General features: G+C 48.7%; 16 protein-coding genes. 5 read left to right on the top strand and 11 right to left on the bottom strand.

Translation table 11 applies throughout. From position 1 onward, the window contains the following. Positions 1-37 precede the first annotated feature (37 nt). The 5 genes from ACXAG2_RS00895 to ACXAG2_RS00875 form a co-directional block, all read right to left on the bottom strand. The gene (locus ACXAG2_RS00895; RefSeq protein ID WP_474863900.1) at positions 38-643 is read right to left on the bottom strand and encodes a protein-methionine-sulfoxide reductase heme-binding subunit MsrQ; all 606 of its coding nucleotides are present in this window, start codon (positions 641-643) and stop codon (positions 38-40) included. 6 nt (positions 644-649) lie between these two features. Beyond that, positions 650-1,657, bottom strand: a complete 1,008-nt coding sequence (msrP, locus tag ACXAG2_RS00890; protein WP_474863898.1) for a protein-methionine-sulfoxide reductase catalytic subunit MsrP — start codon at positions 1,655-1,657, stop codon at positions 650-652. 107 nt (positions 1,658-1,764) lie between these two features. Beyond that, positions 1,765-3,099 carry an anti-phage deoxyguanosine triphosphatase gene (locus ACXAG2_RS00885; RefSeq protein ID WP_474863896.1) on the bottom strand — a complete coding sequence of 445 codons (1,335 nt, stop codon included), beginning with the start codon at positions 3,097-3,099 and terminating at the stop codon, positions 1,765-1,767. 85 nt (positions 3,100-3,184) lie between these two features. Beyond that, positions 3,185-3,790 (bottom strand): 5'-deoxynucleotidase, encoded by a 606-nt coding sequence (gene yfbR, locus ACXAG2_RS00880; RefSeq protein ID WP_474863894.1) that lies wholly within the window; start codon positions 3,788-3,790, stop codon positions 3,185-3,187. After that, positions 3,790-5,022 carry a pyridoxal phosphate-dependent aminotransferase gene (locus ACXAG2_RS00875; RefSeq protein WP_474863892.1) on the bottom strand — a complete coding sequence of 411 codons (1,233 nt, stop codon included), beginning with the start codon at positions 5,020-5,022 and terminating at the stop codon, positions 3,790-3,792. The genes yfbR and ACXAG2_RS00875 overlap by 1 nt, the downstream gene beginning before the upstream one ends. 669 nt (positions 5,023-5,691) lie before the next feature. On the opposite strand from ACXAG2_RS00875, the gene ACXAG2_RS00870 reads away from it, so the two are divergent. Continuing rightward, entirely contained in the window at positions 5,692-6,012 is a 321-nt protein-coding gene (locus ACXAG2_RS00870) for a hypothetical protein (RefSeq protein WP_349586916.1), read from the top strand. 73 nt (positions 6,013-6,085) lie between these two features. Here the strand turns inward: ACXAG2_RS00870 and ACXAG2_RS00865 are convergent, their stop codons facing one another. The 6 genes from ACXAG2_RS00865 to ACXAG2_RS00840 form a co-directional block, all read right to left on the bottom strand. Beyond that, positions 6,086-9,160 (bottom strand): efflux RND transporter permease subunit, encoded by a 3,075-nt coding sequence (locus tag ACXAG2_RS00865; protein WP_474863891.1) that lies wholly within the window; start codon positions 9,158-9,160, stop codon positions 6,086-6,088. Continuing rightward, positions 9,153-12,449, bottom strand: coding sequence for an efflux RND transporter permease subunit (locus tag ACXAG2_RS00860; RefSeq protein ID WP_474863890.1), 3,297 nt, complete (start codon positions 12,447-12,449; stop codon positions 9,153-9,155). Before ACXAG2_RS00860 ends, ACXAG2_RS00865 begins: the two co-directional genes overlap by 8 nt. Before the next feature lie 23 nt (positions 12,450-12,472). After that, complete coding sequence (locus tag ACXAG2_RS00855; protein ID WP_474863888.1) at positions 12,473-13,546, bottom strand: efflux RND transporter periplasmic adaptor subunit; 1,074 nt, start codon at positions 13,544-13,546, stop codon at positions 12,473-12,475. 252 nt (positions 13,547-13,798) lie between these two features. Further along, the gene (locus tag ACXAG2_RS00850) at positions 13,799-14,674 is read right to left on the bottom strand and encodes an EamA family transporter (RefSeq protein ID WP_474863886.1); all 876 of its coding nucleotides are present in this window, start codon (positions 14,672-14,674) and stop codon (positions 13,799-13,801) included. Then, positions 14,671-15,063 carry an OsmC family protein gene (locus ACXAG2_RS00845; RefSeq protein WP_474844296.1) on the bottom strand — a complete coding sequence of 131 codons (393 nt, stop codon included), beginning with the start codon at positions 15,061-15,063 and terminating at the stop codon, positions 14,671-14,673. The genes ACXAG2_RS00850 and ACXAG2_RS00845 overlap by 4 nt, the downstream gene beginning before the upstream one ends. Positions 15,064-15,073: 10 nt before the next feature. Beyond that, complete coding sequence (locus ACXAG2_RS00840) at positions 15,074-15,919, bottom strand: CvfB family protein (protein ID WP_474863884.1); 846 nt, start codon at positions 15,917-15,919, stop codon at positions 15,074-15,076. A gap of 66 nt (positions 15,920-15,985) precedes the next feature. Between ACXAG2_RS00840 and ACXAG2_RS00835 the strand changes: the two genes are divergently transcribed. The 4 genes from ACXAG2_RS00835 to ACXAG2_RS00820 are packed head-to-tail and all read left to right on the top strand — an operon-like array spanning position 15,986 to position 19,213. Next, positions 15,986-16,726 carry a 5-oxoprolinase subunit PxpA gene (locus ACXAG2_RS00835; protein WP_474863883.1) on the top strand — a complete coding sequence of 247 codons (741 nt, stop codon included), beginning with the start codon at positions 15,986-15,988 and terminating at the stop codon, positions 16,724-16,726. Beyond that, positions 16,713-17,402 carry a 5-oxoprolinase subunit PxpB gene (pxpB, locus tag ACXAG2_RS00830; RefSeq protein ID WP_474863881.1) on the top strand — a complete coding sequence of 230 codons (690 nt, stop codon included), beginning with the start codon at positions 16,713-16,715 and terminating at the stop codon, positions 17,400-17,402. Before ACXAG2_RS00835 ends, pxpB begins: the two co-directional genes overlap by 14 nt. Continuing rightward, complete coding sequence (locus ACXAG2_RS00825) at positions 17,399-18,340, top strand: 5-oxoprolinase subunit C family protein (protein WP_474863879.1); 942 nt, start codon at positions 17,399-17,401, stop codon at positions 18,338-18,340. The genes pxpB and ACXAG2_RS00825 overlap by 4 nt, the downstream gene beginning before the upstream one ends. A gap of 6 nt (positions 18,341-18,346) precedes the next feature. Next, on the top strand, positions 18,347-19,213 hold the full coding sequence (locus tag ACXAG2_RS00820) for an aminotransferase class IV (RefSeq protein WP_474863878.1): 867 nt from the start codon (positions 18,347-18,349) through the stop codon (positions 19,211-19,213). The last annotated feature ends 12 nt before the right edge of the window (positions 19,214-19,225 follow it).

Genomic DNA, 19,225 nt, shown 5'->3' with positions numbered 1-19,225 from the left:
TTATTCTCAGCTTTTCTTTCATCCCGCCAGTAACTGTCTACCTGACATAGCGTAAACTAAACAATATACCGGCAACAAGCCAGTAAAATACCGGTTCCTGCCAGCCTGTTTTAAGTGACCAGGTGTAATGCAAAATGGCCAGAAACAATGCCACCCATACGGTGTTGTGAAGGGGTTGCCAGCGCCGTCTCATTTTTTTCCTGATGAACAATGGAGACGTGACCGTCAGTGCAAGCAGGATCAATAAGGCGGCGAAACCAACAAGTATGTAAGGCCTTTCAACGATCTCTGCGCCGGCCATCTGCCAGGCAAACTGCAGTTCAAACGCCAGCCAGGTAAGAAAATGCGCCAGTGCGTATACAAACACATAAACCCCTGCCATTCTTCTGAGTTTAATGATATCAGCGCAGGGCATACGCCTTGCCATCTGTGACAACGCGAGGGTAAAAAGTAACAGGTTCACCGCCATAATCCCGCTGGAATGGAGTAGCGCTTTTACCGGATCGGCACCCAGCTGATCATTGATGCCGGCATAAAATAACAACGCCAGGTAACCCGATGCCAGGCCATGGATCACAAACTTAATACTGTTGATCTGAAATGATGTCAGCCTGACAGGGCGTGAAAACAACGTTTTCTTCATTGAAACCTAATAAAACTTAGATAAATCCATACCTGCATACAGTGATGGAACTTCTTCGTATCCGTTAAACGGGCGGGTAGGGATGCGGTTCTGATTAAACAAACCACCACTGGTGATCCGTCTTTCAGAAGCCTGACTCCACCTGGGATGATCAACCGCCGGGTTTACATTCGCATAGAAGCCGTATTCCCGGTGGGCCAGACGTTTCCAGGTTGTTGGCGGCTCTTTGTCTGTTAACGTGATACTGACGATGGATTTGATACTTTTGAACCCGTACTTCCAGGGCACGACAAGTCTTACCGGCGCGCCGTTTTGTGGAGGCAGGCTTTTACCATAGACACCGGTTGCCAGCATAGTTAACGGGTGCGTCGCCTCGTCAATACGCAAGCCTTCTACGTACGGGTAGTCAATGCCGCCTCCGGTGAAGCGGCTTCGCTGGCCGGGCATCTGCTCAGGAGCATAAAGTGTTTTGAACGCTACATATTTAGCCGACGATAATGGTTTCGCCTCTGCAAGCAAGTGACTTAGCTGAAATCCCGTCCAGGGAATTACCATCGACCAGGCTTCGACACAGCGTAAACGGTAAATTCTCTCTTCAAGCGCAAGCCGGGTAAATAAATCATCGTAATTGAGAGTAAGAGGCTTTTCGACCAGACCATCTACTTTCAACGTCCAGGGTTCGGTGATGAATTGCTGCGCGTTATTTACAGGATCGCTTTTGTCTGTGCCGAATTCGTAAAAATTATTGTAGGACGTTACTTTTGCTTCCGGTGTGAGCGCCTCATCAGGTTTAAAGTTATCATTCACGGAAAAATCGAGAGGCCGTGTCCGGAACGTATCTTTTTTCTCTTCATCATCAGTAAACCAGCCAAAGGCTGATGCAGGCTGCGACATGAGCGCACCCAGCCCGGCAAAGCCTAATGATTTGATCACATTGCGGCGGTCGCGGTAAACAGATTCATCAGTAACGTCACAATCTTTGAATGTCTGAGATGGTTTGAAGCGGTGAGCCATAACTACCCTTTTTATAAAAACACATCTGTAAGACCGGTGTCACAGTGATTTTATTTCAATTAAATATTGTTCATTTACAGGTTATAAGCTGCTGCAATTACGGGATTTCAACTGAAGCCGTCGAATTGTGCAGTTTGTTTGGGTAAAAACAAACTGGCATACAGCCTTGCGGCAAATTCATCTGTCATGCCTGATATGTAATCAGAAATGACTCTGTGACCGTTATCCTGTTCCTGCGCTTTCAGCCAGCGGCTGCGTGTATTATCCGGTAACAGCCGTTCCGGTTCTGAACTGAATGCTTCAAAAAGTTCCATCACTGTTTGCTGACCTTTGTACTCCAGTAACTGAACTTCGGTTTTCCTGATGACCTTCTGAAATACAAAATCCTTAAATAAAGCCAGGGCGTTGAAGTGCCGCTTGGGCATAACGGCCTGATACCGGAGCAGGGGATGGCTGAATACAGGATTTTCTTCAATGACAATCGCGGTAATAAAGCTATTTACCAGTGCACCGATGGCATTTTTCCGTTCGTGATGACGCTCACTGAACAAGCGTTTTGTGAGTGATGTGATCTCTGCAGACAGCCACGGGACATCCATTTCTGCAAGAGGTTTGGTTACGGCTTCAGTAAAGGCGCTGACCGAGACCATTTTCATCACGATGGCATCTTCGAGATCATGGATCCCGTATGCGATATCATCGGCCAGTTCCATAATGGAACAATCAAAAGATTTGTAACGGGTTTTCCCGTGTCTGTCTTCATTGTGCTCATATGCCATGAACCGGTCTTTTTCGTCATCGCCCAGAGGGTCGAGCAGCCAGTCAAACAATGCTTCATCACAACGGTAAAGCCCTTTGGGAGGGTGCCAGTGCGAGGCCTGAAGCTGCCTCAATGAACCCGGCCGGGTACCGAGACAGGCTGGGTTTGTAAGGGTGTCGATAAAATTGGGGTATTTTACCAGTCCCAGAATACTGCGGCGGCAAAGGTTCATGCCGTGCTCTTCAGTATAGGGTTCCAGCTGGCATATAATGCGGAAGGTCTGTCCGTTTCCTTCAAAGCCGCCGTGATCATGCATCATATAATTTAGTGCAATTTCACCACCATGCCCGAAAGGAGGGTGACCGATGTCATGAGCCAGACAGAGGGTTTCAATCAGGCTGCTGTCGAGATGCAACTCGCGGGTTTCGCCGGGAAACTTGCCCTGTAACTGAGCGGTAATGCCGGTGCCGATTTGAGCGGCTTCCAGTGAATGGGTAAGACGGGTGCGGTAAAAGTCACTGAGTCCGGCCCCTAGCACCTGTGTTTTCGACTGTAACCGCCTGAAAGCGGCGGAATGCAGCACTCTGGCTTTGTCCCGTTGCCACGGGTTTCTGTGATCACCGTCCCGGGATTGACTGCGTGGCAAACGTCTCTCACACCACTTTGACGAAAAATCCGGCATACTGCAGTTACTCTCTCACATTTATGCGTGTTGATTCAGTGTTCAACATAGCATCAAACCCTTGAATTACAAAGGGCTGAGGGAGTCAGATATCCTGTTGTGACAGTTCATCAACGCTTACCAGACAATTGTCTGTGAAGGTGTCGAACAGATAACGGACTTCCGGCAGCTTTTCTTTAAAATGGGCAAGCATGCCGTCGAGGCGGTCACGGACGGGAATAAACTCGCGGTTACCGAAAGCAATTTCATCGCAGGCTTTTAACCAGGCGGAGATAAGATCGGCGGCTTTCACCAGCGTTTTATATTCAGGATCCACACTGGCCTGTACCACCAAATCTGAGAAATGCTTTTGTAATGCCAGAGGCAAAGAAGCGACACATTCTTTTTCAGAAGCGTCTTCTAATTTCTTAAATTCCCGTGTGATGCGGGGATTATGGTATTTGGTGACATGATTAATATCTGACAGTTTCGTTTCAGAAACCTCATGGTAAAGCGCAATAGTCGCGGCACGTTCAGGGCTGAGCGTACCGCCAAAATGTTCTTTACGGATGACTGCAAGCAGGTGAGCAATGACCGCAACCTGATGGGAATGCTCAGCAATATTTTCCCTTTTGACGGTATGCATCAGAGACCAGCGTTTGATCAGGGGCATACGCAGGATCCAGGCTAAAAACGTGCTTTGCTTTGACATTAGATTACTTCCGGTCCGTGCTGACGGTAATGTTTGAAGAACGAACCGATGCGGGTAAGTGCAGGTTTAAGGATGTCAGCATGGGGTAAAAATACCAGTCTGAAATAACAGCCTTCCTGAAGGTTAAATGCCCGGCCGTGGACAAGAAGAATTTTCTCTTCACTCAGCAAATCAAAAATCATCTGCTCGTCATTGGTGATATTGAATTTTTTCGCGTCGACCCGGGCGAAGCAATACATTGCGCCTTTAGGTTTTACACAGTGGATGCCGGGAATACTATTCAGCATATCTGCAGCCACATCCCGCTGGATTTTGAGGCGACCACCATCGTGAACCAGATCGTTAATGCTCTGATATCCACCCAGCGCTGTCTGAATCGCGCTCTGGCAAGGCACATTGGCACACATCCGCATGGATGCAAGCATGTTGATCCCTTCTATATAGTCTTTAGCAATACGCTTGTTACCGCTGACTACCAGCCAGCCGGCACGGAAACCTGCCACACGGTAATTTTTAGACAAACCGCCCAGCGTTACACAGAACACTTCATCAGTCAGGGAAGCAATGCAGGTATGCTTGTGACCGTCGTAGAGAATTTTGTCATAGATCTCATCAGAGAAAATAACGAGGCCGTGTTCTTTGGCTACATCAACCACCTGTTGCAATAAGGTTTTGTCGTAAACCGCACCGGTAGGATTGTTCGGATTAATTAAGACGATTGCCCGTGTTCGGCTGGTGATTTTACTTTTAATATCGTCAATATCCGGAAACCAGTCTGCCTCTTCGTCACAACGATAATGCACAGGTGTTCCTGAAGACAGGCTTACTGCGGCTGTCCACAATGGATAATCAGGACTTGGAATCAACACTTCGTCGCCGGTATTCAGTAATGCCTGCATTGCCATCATGATCATTTCACTGACGCCATTGCCAATAAAGATGTCATTAATGCGGATGTCCGGAATGTTCATTTGCTGGTAGTACTGCATCACGGCAACACGGGCCGCATAGATACCTGCAGATTCTGAATACCCCTGGGAAGTGGGCAGATTATAAATAACATCTTTCAGAATATCGTCAGGCGCTTCAAAGCCGAAAGGCGCCGGATTCCCGATATTCAGTTTCAGAATTCGATGTCCCTCATCTTCCATCTTGCGTGCTTGCGCCGCAATAGGACCCCGGATGTCGTAACATACATTATCCAGTTTGTGAGAGCGTTCTACAGGTTTCATCAGGTCTTCTAATCTATCAGCGTAAAAGGGCTGACAGAGTATCGCATCGGCTGGGTGTCTGTTAAGAGTATTTTGTTATCTTTATCATCATTTTATGGTGATAGGGGAGGAAGTTATTCCGGTATTCACTATTAAATGAATGGTTTCTTCGTGATCCGTTGCATGCTTTTGGCTCATCTTATGATGAGTATTTTTTTAAAAGCACATGTTGCTACTGTATTTTTAGTGCCGGCTTTATACATTTTTATGCGTAAATAATGAGCATTTCTGCTGGCGTATGTAGTCAAAAGTAGGGGTTGAAATGTAATTTAATTACAGAATTTAGACTTTTTTGGTCCGGGAAATCGTCTTTTACATGTGAAATTTTGTTAAACTTTCAGAAAAAGTGCTTTAAATTTCGCTGTTCTAAGCTCAATTTTTAGACTTATATCTCATTATATTCTTATTTGTTATTCTATTTTGAAATATGCTTTCAGGAATAATCATATAAAAACAATGGTTTGCAAATGTAACAAAGCTGATTCATTGCCTTTTACCAAACTGTTACCCACCTGAAACAATAATACAACAGCATTTACGCGGATTTTGTAGGATAAATATATACGTCGACAGGGCACAGGGTTCTGAAGACAAAAACAATAAGTTCGCCAAACTTTGAGGAAATGAATTATGAAAGCTATCACTAAAACTCTTGCTGCTGTACTGAGCGTTGCTGCTGTTTCTGCACCTGCTTTTGCTGCTGATAAAGAATACCGTTTTATCGGTGACACTCAATTCGCCGGTTTCTGTAAAGCTGTTGCTACTGACGATGTACGTGCACTGCGTGTTAACCTGAGCCGTAACGTTGGTCGTATCGCTGCTACTGAGCGTGAAGTTCTGCGTATGCTGACTGCTGAAGACGGTTTGACTTGCAACGGTTCTACTCTGGTTGACTTCTCTGTACAACGTGAAGCATCAGACGTACATGAATTCCTGACTTCACGCAGCTAAGCGTGGGTTGGCTAAAGAGCAGGGTGGACGCCATAGCAATTATGGATGCTCCCACCCTGATCAATGGCTACCGTTATTCTCTTCCCGCCTGAAAACGACGATTCACTGATTCCCTGCTTTTCGTCATCATTTTTACCACGTTAAACCGCAATCTCAGTAACGCCACGTAAGCCATAGGTACCAGTACCAGGCTGGTCAGTGTTGAGAATAGCAGTCCTCCGATTATCGCAATGGCCATAGGTGAATATGCCGGCCCGTCTCCGCCTATTTTTGTACTGCCTGCAGCCAGAGGCACCAACCCCAGTACGGTTGTTGCCACGGTCATAAGCACCGGCCTGATGCGTGACATACACCCTTCTGTTACTGCACGGAACAACGGGACATTTTCATTTACAAGCTGATTGATCCTGTCGACCAGTACAATGCCATTGTTGACCACTATACCCATCAGGATCAGCATGCCTATCATGCCCATTACCGACATCGACGTACCGGTCACAAAAAACGCCCAGAATACGCCGGTGAACGAGAATAAGAGTGATGTGATCACTGCGGCAGGCAATAACAGTGATTCAAACAGAGCAGCCATGACGATATAAATCATACAGACAGCCAGCAACATGTTCATCTGCATGACCGCGAATGCTTCATCCTGCCGGCGGAAACTGCCATCCAGAGTCCACTGGTAGCCTTCTGGTAAAGCAACATACGCCATGGCATTTTCTATCCGTTCTCTTGCCTGCTCCACGGTCACATCTTCAGCAAGGTTAGCTCCCACAGACAGTGCGGTCTGGCGGTAGAACCGGCGAATTTCGGACAACTGAGGTTTTACCGTAATACCGGCAATCATATCTAAGGTAACAGGGCGGTTATCAACATGACTCACAACCAGACTTTTGAGGGTTTGCAGTGATGCCTGTTCCGTTTCGCCATACAGCAGTCTCACACCGGTTTCGCCGGAATCACCGTAGCGGAACGTGCGCAGATTTATGCCCCGCAGCGCAGTGCCTACCAGGCCGGCAATGTCGTCAGGCTTGACTCCGGCCCGCCAGGCCTTTTCACGATCAATAGTGATCTGAAATTCCTGTTTTTCACTGCCCACGTCGGCTTTTACGTCCTCCAGTCCGTCGATGCTGGCCAGAACCGGCACGAGTGCATCAGCGAGTTCCCGAAGGCGGGTAGAAGACTCTCCCAGTAATGTCAGACGGACACCGCCACCGTTGCCGCTGTCCCACTGGAACGAAGGACGGGCTCTGGCAAATTGTGGCATTTTTTCGCGGATAGCCTCTTTAATTTCTGATACCGGTACAGGTAGTTCATCATTCAATGTGATCCCTGATACCGCATGACCGGCTTCGAAATAGGTATAAACCTGTTTAATATGAAAAGCCTGCTGATTTTCATACAGAAATGCTTCCATTTTATTAACGGTAGATTCCACCTCTTCAAGGCTGTAATTTTGCGTGATGTGGTATTCAAGCCAGATACGCTCATTATCATTATTCCCTTCATCATCTCCGCTGATCTGGCTCAGTGGTATGGCTGCGCTGAGTAATATCAGTAACGCCAGAAAACCGGTTGTTTTCTGATGTGCCAGTGACCAGTTAAGCAACCGTCCGTAGCGGGTAATATAGCCGGGTTGGATTAACTTCTTTTCCACCGGTACTTTCACTTTTGAAACCAGCAAGGGGATCAACGTCTGCGACAGCAGCAAAGAGGCAAACAGTGAAATACAGATGGCAATGGCCACGTGCTCCAGAAATACCGTGATATCAATTTTGACGCCCACAATGTTAGGCAGAAACACGATAGCTGTCGTGGCCGTGCCGGCTATAACCGCAAGGCTTACTTTATTGATGCCAGTCTGTGTGGCCCGCACCGCGTTGCTGTCACTCTGACGGGCCTGAAAAATACTTTCTGTGACAACCACCGCGTTATCCACCAGCATGCCTACCGCCAGCATCAGGCCCATCAGGGACAGGATATTCAGGGAATAGCCCATCAGGTACATGACGCCAAGGGTAATACAGATAGAGAAGGGCACCGAGAGGACAACAATGAAAGTGGTGGATAATTGTCGTAAAAATACATAAAGCACAGCCACAGACAACAGCGCCCCCAGTAAACCTGCCATTATCAGATCGCCCAGCGACGAACTGACACTTTTTGCGGTGTCATCCATCACAAAAAGGTTGATTCCGTTAAACTCAGGGTCTGACTCTGCTTTTTTAATTACCGCCATGACTTTGTCTGCTACTTCAACCAGATTACTGCCTGATTCACGAAATACATTGAAGCCAACCGCGTAAGTCCGGTCCAGATGACGGCCTTCATTGCGTTCCGGACTTTCCCAGCTTACGCTAGCAATGTCTTTCAGCCGGATCCCAGGTCTTACAATCAGATTTTCAAAGTCGGTAATATCAGTGAATTCTCCGGCCGGATTGATGATTATTTTATTTTCAGTACCAAGTGCTCCCGCCGACGCTGAAAAATTAGCTTGTCTCAGCCGCTGACTCAGTTTGGCTGTATCGATTTTAAGTGCACTGAGTTGTTGCGGATCTAAGCGGATGACAATCTGCTTTTTCAACACGCCGTAAAGTTCCACTTTCGAGACGCCCGGTACCCGTTCCAGCGGGCGCTTAAGGTTTCTTTCCAGTAAGTCATAAGCGTTACTTAAATCCCGTGCACTGGATACCCTTAACTGAAATACCGGCATGTCGTTGGTATTGAATTTGTAAACCAGTACCCGTTCAACATCATCCGGTAATTCGTGGCGGATAGCGTCGATTTTTTCCCTGGCCTCAATACTCTTGGCTTTGATATTTTCATCCCAGTCAAACTCGATGAAAATTTGCGCCCGGTCTTCCATGGATGTGGCCTGCAGGCGTTTGATTCCTGACATGGTAGCGAGTACTTCTTCTACTGGGCGAGTTATCATGCGCTCAACTTCAGATGGCGTGGCGTCACGGTATGGCACTTCAACCACTATCTCAGGAATATCGATTCCGGGAAATTTCTCTAGGGGCAATAGCCGGGATGCCATAACGCCGAAAAGCAACATGGACAAAAAGCACATGCAAACGGTAACCGGGTGGGTCAAAGCAAACCGTGCCAGACGGGCAGCACCGGCAGAAGCGTGATTATCCATAAGTGCGTTCTCCGTTTTCTTCCTCTGAAAGTGCCGGACGTGCCGCAAATTCTTTCGTATCAAATAAGCTGTACAGTACCGGGATAAGTACCAGTGTCAGCAGAGTGGCAAAGGTTAATCCTGATATCACAGTGACCGCCATGGGCGTACGCACTTCTGCACCATCGCCGAAACCAATTGCCATGGGTAACAGGCCGAGAATAGTGGTAAGGGTTGTCATCACAATCGGGCGTAGACGGCTTTTCCCTGCATCGATAATCGCTGCATTTTTTTCCATGCCGGCAGCCCTGAGCTGATTAATGCGGTCGATAAGCACAATGGCATTATTCACAACAATCCCGCACAACATGATAAGACCGATAAATACCACTACAGAGATATGTGTGTCAGTGAGCCAGAGCCCGAACACAGAGCCTGCACCGGCAAGTGGCACGGCAAACAAAATAAGCAGGGGATGTAACAGTGATTCAAACTGAGACGCCATGACCAGATAGACCATAAAAACAGCAAGGGCTAAAGCAAACTGCAGTGACGCAAAGCTTTCCTGCATATCCTCGCTCTGCCCGGCCACTACCGCTTTTAATGACAGGGGGAAACGGATTGATGCCAGTACTGCCTGCGCTTCTTCCACGGCCTCAGCCAGATCGCCGTATGCAAGGTTAGCGTTAATAAGCACCACACGTTGCTGGTCTTCGCGGGTAATCTCAGACGGTCCCGTACTCATAAACACATCAGCAACAGCGGATAGTGGTACAGGGAAATCACTGTCCGGATTGACGATAATTTGTCTGACGTCGTTAACATTATCCCGTTGTTGCAACTGATTACGTACCAGAATGTCGACCTTTCTGTCATCCATAGAGTATTGAGTTGCCACCTTACCGCCAACTTGTGCTGCAACAACATCCGAAACCTGCTTTGCGTCCAGGTCCAGTCTGGCAAGAGCGGCATTATTAAAGGCTATTTTAAGCTCGGGATTACCGGCCTGCAGTGTTGTGGTGATGTCAGTAAAGCGCCGGTTTTGTTCAAGCTTTGACATAATCGCACGGCTGTATTGTTGTAACTGGTTTAAATCGTAGCCCTGCAACTGGATCTGCAACGGGGCTGCAAAACTGAATAACTCAGGTTCGCCAAACTGACTTTGTACGCCGGCCTGCGATGACAGAAATTGCCGCATGGCTGTTTTTACTTCTTCCATGTCATCAGTGCCTGCTCCGGGCTTCATAACAACATTTAACTGACCCCAGTGATCACCTCCCTGTCCCGGGGCTGCGCTGAGTAAACTGCCGGTTCCGGCCAGTGAATAGCTTCGTTCCACGCCGGCCCGGGCATTGGTGACCTCAGCCAGCCTGGCCAGTAAGGCGTCGGTATGCTGAACCCGGGTACCCGCCGGCAGGGTGACTTCGACGTAAAACTCTCCCTGAGTGAGTTTCGGAATAAGTTCCATTCCAAGGCGTGGCAATAACAGTACAGAACTGGCAGTAATGGCAAGGGCAATAACAAGGACAATGGCCCGTTGTGAGAGGGCACCGCGTATTGCTTTATCATAGCCTTTTTCCAGCAAACTGAAGCCTGCTGCTACCAGTGCGGTGAGCGGACGGAACAGCACGCCAAAGCATACTGATAAAGCCTTCCACAGAGCAAAAATAACAGTGAATAATGCCTGAGGTAAGTAAATAAACAGCAACCGGAACGGAAATGTGAGAATTGCTTTAAGGCCGCGCAGGGCAGGATGTGCTGATGAGGGCACGACGGGCTGGCTGAAAGTCTCCGTGTGAGCAGGTTCTGTGCGGCGGCTGCGTGCTGCAAGAGCAGGGATCAGTGTCAGAGCCACGACCAGAGAAGCCGCGAGGGCAAATGACACGGTCATCGCCTGATCACGGAACAACTGCCCGGCGATACCTTCAACAAATATCAGAGGCACAAACACCGCCATCGTGGTGAGCGTGGAGGCAATAATCGCACCGGTCACTTCTTCTGTACCGCGCTCTGCCGCCAGGGCTTTGTTACCGTTCGTGAGTTTGCGGTGTCTGTCGATATTCTCCAGCACTACAATGCTGTTATCCACAAGCAGACCTACTGCCAGCGCAATACCACCTAAACTCATGATATTCAGGCTGATGTCATTACCATACATCAGATTAAAGGTGGCTATGACGGAAACCGGAATGGAAACCGAGATGATTAGCGTAGTGCGGAAATCCCGCAGAAACAGGTAAATCACCAGCATTGCCAGCAAGCCGCCGATCATCGCTGACGTTTTAACATCGTCGATGGCCTGCTTAATAAAGGTGCTCTGGTTGTAAATGGTTTCAAGATGATATTGTGCGGGCAGCGCTCCGGACAACGCTTCAATTTCGGTCAGAACCCGTGTAGCCACATCCACAGAGTTCGCATCGCCTTCTTTATAGATGGCTATCTCTGTGCCTTCCGTGCCGTTAAAACGGGTGACAGCATCTCTTTCTTTGTACAGATTACTGACGCTGGCCACGTCTTTTAACTGAACATTTTTGCCTTCAAACCGGCTGATATACACATTTTCGATATCTTTCAGGGATTCAAATTCGTTGAGTGTGCGCACCAAAAATGCCTGCGTGCCGTCATCCAGCCGGCCTCCTGCGGCATTGACATTCTCTTCCTGTAAGCGGGTGATAATGGTGCTCATACTGACACCCAGCTGACTGGCTTTCCGGGGATCAACCAGTACCTGAATTTCGTTTTCAAGTCCGCCGCCCAGCCGCACCGAGGCAACACCTTCAACAGACTCCAGTTTGCGCTTTATCTGCTCTTCTGCAAATAAGCGCAGTGTCTTCATTTGTTCCGCTGCCAGGCGGGGATCACTTGAAAGGGCATCCAGTGTCAGCGACAGGCCCAGTTTCATCACCGGATCCATAGAGGGGTTAAACTTTAAAAGCCGGGGTTTGTCCACATCCAGAGGCAGTTGCAGAATATCCAGCTTTTCCCGTACTTCCAGGCTGGCAAAGTCCATGTCAGTACCCCAGGCAAACTGCAGTACCACATCAGACTGACCAGCTCTGGAAATTGATTTAACGCTTTTGACGCCTTTTACCACACCTACCGCTTCCTCTACCGGCTTACTCACCAGTTGTTCGAGTTCCGCAGGCGCAGCACCTTCGTAGTCAGTGCGGATTGTAAGTGTCGGGTAGGACAGTTCAGGTAACAGATTCACCGACAGTCTGCTCAGTGACACCATACCAAAAAGCAGAATGGCAGCAGTAAACATGGCGATGGCGACCGGACGTTTAACCGCTAATTTTACAATACTCATTGTCAGTTCCTTTGCGCGTAAAATCAGCTGTTAACAACGTCTACAGGGGTTTGATCTTTAAGATTCTGGTGGCCAACGGTGACAACGGTTTCGTTGCCGGTGAGGCCGCTGATAATTTCCACCATGCCGGCATCTTCAAAGCCCAGCGTCACAGGCACTTTTAATGCTTTTCCGTCACGGACAACAAATACATTGCTCTCGTTATCAATACTCACCAGTGCAGAGCGAGGCAGAAGCGGCGTATCACTGTGAGTGTCATAATTCAGGGCAACTTCACTGAACATACCGGCTTTCAGTCTTTCTTCATCATTGGGTACGTTCAGAGTCACTTTAAATGTGCCGGTTGTGGCATCAATGACAGGGCTTATACGTGCTACGCGGGCAGTAATTTTGCGGTGGTTCAGTGCGGGGATAGTCAGTGTAGCCTGCTGATTATTGCGGATTTGAGAAAGTTCACTCTCGGGCAGATAGACAATACCTTGCAGGGATTTCTGCTGGACAATATGAAACATACGTTCGCGCTGGAAGGATTCAGTCAGGTTACCGACTTTGGCATTACGCTCTGCAATATAGCCACTGATAGGGGCGGTGATGGTGGTTTCTTTCAGATCCAGTTCGGCCAGTTCAACATTCGCCTGTACTGATTCAAACTGAGCGGTCAGCTTCTCAAACGCATCGTCACTGATCAGTTTGCGGGAATACACCTTATTCATTTTCGCCAGTTCCTGCTCAATGCCGGCTAAGTCAGCTCTGGCTTTTTGCAGGTTCAGTTCATAACGTCGTTTATCAAGTTGCGCCAGGATCTGACCTTTTTCAACATAGTCACCTTCTTCAACCAGGATATGTTCGATTATGCCGGATGCTCTGGCGACAACGAACGCTTCTTCCTGCGCTTCTAAAATAGCGGTGGTTGCATAATTTGACGAAATTTCACCTCGCTGAATAGTCGTCGCCTCAACAGGAATAGTAATGATAACGGCCTCTTCCTTTTCTTCATCCGTGGCGCCGGCATTGCCGCAACCGGCAAGGGTCGTGCTGAGTAAGCCAAGTGAAAAGGTTGCTGCGAGTAATAAAGGTGTTCTGGTTTCCATGGTCAAAGCCCGTAGTGAGTACTGTTATAAGTTATACCCCGTAACAGCATTGACCATGCCACTCTACAACTATTGTATAATTCTCATTATTTTCAACAGGTTAGTGTTTTTGGTGAGAGGAGGGGAGTTGGCGAGATACACAAGTATTAGTCAAAACCACTAATTACTGGTGTTAAAATCAGTGTTAAGCAAAATAATTGAGAGGCTTCTGAGCGGACTGACATCAGGGCTTCAAAAAGGGAAGAATGAAGCCGGTCGTCAGCTCCACATCACACATATTGCAGCTATAGCAATAAGCACCAGGCCAGTCACTTCGTGACCTTTGACCGGTGTTTTCAGCATCACCGCCGAAATGACCATGGTGGTCAGCACTTCTATCTGTCCCAGTGTTTTTACATAGGCCACATACTGAATAGTCATAGCACTGAACCAGCAAACTGAACCAAAACAGCTGGTGGTACTGGCAGCCAGCGTCAGTGCCGGCTGACGGCGAAGTTGCCGGAACACGTAGGGCTCTTTTATAGAAATATAAACACAGAGGATCAGTGTCTGAATGCACAGAACCCACAGCAGTCCCCAGGCAGTATTCACCGGGAAGGGAACAGAAAGCTGATTGGCCGCCTCGCGGATAAACAGCGAGGTCAGTGCAAAACTGCCTCCGCAGGCGAGTCCGGTCAGTATGGTTTTCAGGCTGAGTTCGCCTTTGCGCGTTGCACCACTGAGAACAAATACCGCAACCGCCCCGATAATGATCCCCAGCCAGCCAAAAGAGGTAAGCTGACTACCGAAGAAAAGCGTGCCTAAAACCGCGGCAACCAGCGCCTCGCTTTTTGCCAGTCCTGCACCCACAGCGAAATTTTTTTGCTTAAACAACACCACCATAAGGGATGTGGCCACAATTTGCATGACTGCGGACACCAGAATATAGGCGATAAAAGTGTTGTCAAATGCCGGTATGCCCACAGGATAAAACTGATAAAGCGTAATCAGATAGGCGAGGGCGATTGGCGGAGCAAAAAGAAAACGGGCCAGCGTCACACCTGAGGTGTTGACGTGCTGGCTGAGTTTACTTTGAAAGGCGTTTCTGAATGTTTGCAGGATTACCGCGCCAACGGTAAAGAATATCCAGGTCACAGAATTTCGAAGCGGGTTTCGATCTCTACATTACCTGCCAGCATTAACATCACTGAACAGTATTTTTCTGCTGACAGTTGTACGGCTCTGGCAACGGCTTTTTCAGATAAACCTTCGCCTTTTACTTTATAACAGGCAACAATTTTAGTGAAAACTCTGGGCGGGTTTTCTGCGCGCTCTGCTACCAGTTCACATTCACAATGGGAAATGTCGAACCGGCCTTTTTTCAAAATATCCACCACATCGATACTGGAGCAACTTCCGGCTGCAATCAGCACGGATTCCATGGGAGAGATGGCCTGTCCGTTGCCGTCCATCACGGTTTTGTAACCGGAATCTGTGGTACCGGTAAAAGTGAGATCGTTATCCCATACAACTTTTGCTTTCATGTTATTCCTGTTAATTCAGTTTTACTGCATCTTTCGTGATGGTAATTTTGCGTTGTTTATATAACGCACCCAATGCTTTTTTATATGCCGCTTTACTGACATTAAAGTGGGCGTAAATATCTTCCGGTTTGCTTTTATCGGTTAAGATAGAAACACCGCCATGCGCTTCCAGATCTTCCAGAATAGCTTCTTCCAGTGTTTTCCTGCCGGTTTTGTCGGTACGTTGAAGGGCGACATCAATTTTGCCGTCCTCGCGGATGGTCTTAATGACAGCATCCAGTCGCTGACCGGTTTTTAATGGCTTAAATGCATCACTGTGAAAAATCAGTCCCAGTGCCTCACCATTAATGACGACTTTAAAACCCAGTTCCGTTTTTGAATACACCAGGCATTCAACCCCGTCGCCGGCTTTCAATGTATCTGACGATTCCTTAATGAAACGGTGGAGCCGGGTGGCGCCCAGGATGCGGCCGGTACTTTCATCGTGATAAATATGGACAACATAACGCATGCCTTCATTGACCGGTCCGTCCTGCATGCCCGCAGGGACAAGCAGATCCCGTTGACCGCCCCAGTCAAAAAACGCACCGAAGTTTGTCGCGCCGGTTGCTTTAAGCACCACGGTATCACCAGCCTGCGCTACCGGTGTTTGCGGCCAGGCTTCAAGATTTCCGGTTTCATCAATGCCGACAAAAATATCCAGCGTATCTCCGGTTTTCACTTTTTCCGGCAGCGCGGCCATATTTTCATGAGTTAGCAGTACCAGCGGATCGTTATCATCGCCACTGGAGAGGTGAAAGCCAAAAGGCAGTGATTCACCGACTTGAAGGGTATTGATTTTGCCAATGTGTATCATCAGGACTGACTGTGAAAGTAAATACAGGTAACATGATAACCAATTGTTAGAATGAGCTAAACCATTATGAAGTTGAATTGCGATCTTGGTGAAAGTTTCGGTGCCTGGCATATGCCTGTCGACGGCGACATTATGCAGTATATCGATCAGGCGAACATTGCCTGTGGCTTTCACGCCGGTGATCCGCTGGTAATGCGTAAAGCTGTCGCACTGGCTAAAGCAGCGGGTGTGGCCACGGGGGCTCATCCTTCTTATCCGGATCTGCAGGGCTTCGGCCGGCGCTCAATGAAAATGGCGGATGATGAGCTGACAGCCTGCCTGCAATACCAGATTGCAGCACTGAGCGGTGTTGCCCGTATTCAGCAGGTAGAAGTGTCCTACGTTAAACCTCACGGTGCGCTGTATAACGATTTAATGCAGGACAGGGCGCTGCGCCAGACCGTCATGAAAGCCGTGGCAGAAGCGGGGCAGGGAGCATTAAGTCTGATGATTCAGGCTCATCCTGACAGCGACAAACTTATTGCAGAAGCTGAGGTTTACGGGCTCCGGCTTCAATTTGAAGCCTTTGCTGATCGCCGGTACACCGATGACGGCTATTTAATGTCGAGGCAACACGCCGGTGCGGTGCTGAATCATGATCAGGCCACCGCGCAGGTTCAGGGATTACTGGAACACGGTACGATTATAACCAGTGGCGGTAAAACGCTGTCGTTGCAGGTAGACACCCTTTGTGTGCACGGCGATTCGCCCAGCGCAGTGGCGATGGCAAAATCATTCAGAGAAATGCTGAATCATGCAACCCTTTGACAATGTCCGTCACATTGCCTTTGCCGGTATGGACGGTCTCATATTGTACTTCGGTGGTAAAGATATCACGCAAATGAACGCTGCGGTTTCCGCTTATCATCTTGCGTTGAAGGCGAATCCGCCAATCTGGTTAAAAGAAGCCATCCCGTCCTATGACTCCCTGCTAATTTTGTTCGATGCAAAGATAACTGACAACCATGGTGTATATCGTTTATTGCGTCAACTGCAACCGCAGATGTCAGCCGGAAAAAGCCTTCGACGACACCGGATCCCTGTCTGGTATGGTGCTCCGGAAGCGAATGATCTTGATGAAGTCGCTTCTCACACCGGCCTGGCGGTCAGTGAGATAATTGCATTGCATACAGCAACCGTGTACCGCGTGTTTGCAGTAGGGTTTGCGCCCGGTTTCGCTTATCTGGGGGAAAGTCCGGAATGTCTGTCTGTACCGCGCCGCAAAACACCGAGGACAAAAGTGCCCGCCGGTGCGGTTGCACTGGCCGACCGTCAGGCTGCAGTGTATCCGCAAGTATCGCCCGGCGGCTGGCAGTTACTGGGACTCAGTCCGTTAACTTTATTTGATCCTGCCAGTGCGCAGCCGGCCCTGTTGCAGGCCGGCGACGAAGTAGAGTTCTATGAAATTGATGAGCGGGAATACCTGGAACAGGTGAAGGCATGACAATATCCTTTACTATCATTAATCCGGGTTTCATCAGTTTAATCGTTGATGCCGGCAGAACAGGGATGCAGGAGCAGGGTTTTAGCGGCTCAGGGCCTTTAGACGTCGAAGCTTTTAACTTTGCAAACTGGCTTTGTGGCAACCCTGAAGGTAATCCTTGCATTGAAATTGCCGGTGATGTGCACATCAGATTTGAGCATTCAGCCACTATCGGTGTTTGCGGCCCTGCTGTTTCACTTGCCGTGAACGGTGAACCTGCTTCTGAACTGGCCACAGTTAACCTCAGCGCCGGAGATGAGCTTCAGGTTTCGCAGCAGCTTGCAGGTCAACGTTGCTATTTAGCCGTTCAGGGCGCCTGGCAGATACCTGAAATAGCCGGTTCTGTGTGCACCGTGATGCGGGAAAAGCTGGGCGGACTTGCCGGTGACGGAAAGCCTCTTCAGGCTGGTGACACAATTCAAGTCGTCCCTGCAGCACAGGAAAACATAAGCCGCATATTGCCTGCTTCTATGCTTGCTCCCTATGCCAGTGATGCACCGGTTGATATTATTCCGGCTTATCAGCATGACGTGTTCAGCAGCAGAGTCCGGGCAACTTTTTATTCCTCAGCCTACAGTGTGACACCGCAAAGTGACCGTATGGGTTATCGCCTGAGTGGTCCTGTCATATCGTCGGGGTTTGAAGCTATGCGCTCAGAAGGGATTAATTGCGGTTCTGTGCAGGTGCCTGCAGACGGTCAGCCGATTATAATGCTGGCTGACAGACAAACTCTGGGCGGCTATCCCAAAATCGGCGTAATAGCGCCATATGATCTTCCGAGGGTAGCGCAGTCTGTTCCCGGCACAACGTTAACGTTTAATCCGGTGGAGCCGGAAAATGCCCGTGGAACATGGCTGTTAAGGCAAGCCCGTATTGACAATTTTTTCAGGAACAATTGATATCTGATGACAATCGCGTTTTTAAATGACCACTTTTTACCCCTTGAAGAAGCACGTATTTCACCGATGGACAGAGGTTTTCTGTTCGGCGACGGTATTTACGAGGTGATCCCTACCTTGCACGGTAAAGCTGTTGGTATGAACGCCCACCTCGACCGGTTACAAAACGGGCTCGATGAGCTGGCAATTGCAAATCCGAAAACAAAGGCACAATGGACAGAGCTGGTCAGTGAACTGGTGACGAAAAATACACAAGCTCTGAATTCTGCGTCAGTGGGTGTGTATATTCAGGTATCACGGGGTACTGAGATGAAACGTGCCCATGGTTATCCTGACAATATTCCTCCCACTGTGTTCGCTTTTGCGTTTGCTACCGCCGCGCCGCCAGTGCCGGATAAAGCCGCAGTGGTAACCTTTGATGTCGCCAGTGGTGAAGATAAGCGCTGGCAGCGTTGTAACATCAAATCCACATCGCTGCTCGGCAATGTGATGCATTATCAGCAAGGCCGGCAGGCCGGTAAACAGGAAATCATTTTGTTGAACAGCCACGGGGAAGTGACTGAGGCCAGTTCATGCAACGTATTCGTTGTGAAAGAGGGTATTATCATGACACCACCGCTGGATCATCAAATTTTGCCGGGAATTACCCGGAAGCTGGTCATTGAAAGTCTTGCAGCAGAAGGCGTTGAGGTGCAGGAAGTACCGGTTACAGCAGAAGTATTGTTCAGTGCTGATGAAGTGTGGCTAACCAGCTCCAGTAAGGAAATCAGCCCTGTTACCTCGGTGGATGATAAACCCGTGGGGAACGGGCAGGCCGGTGATGTATGGCTTAAAGCCATCACAGCTTTCAACAAACACAAGTTTACGTTATAAAAAAACCTGCAC

This window comes from Alteromonas sp. ABH4_456, from assembly GCF_056160645.1.
This window is presented reverse-complemented; position numbering and strand designations above follow the sequence as displayed.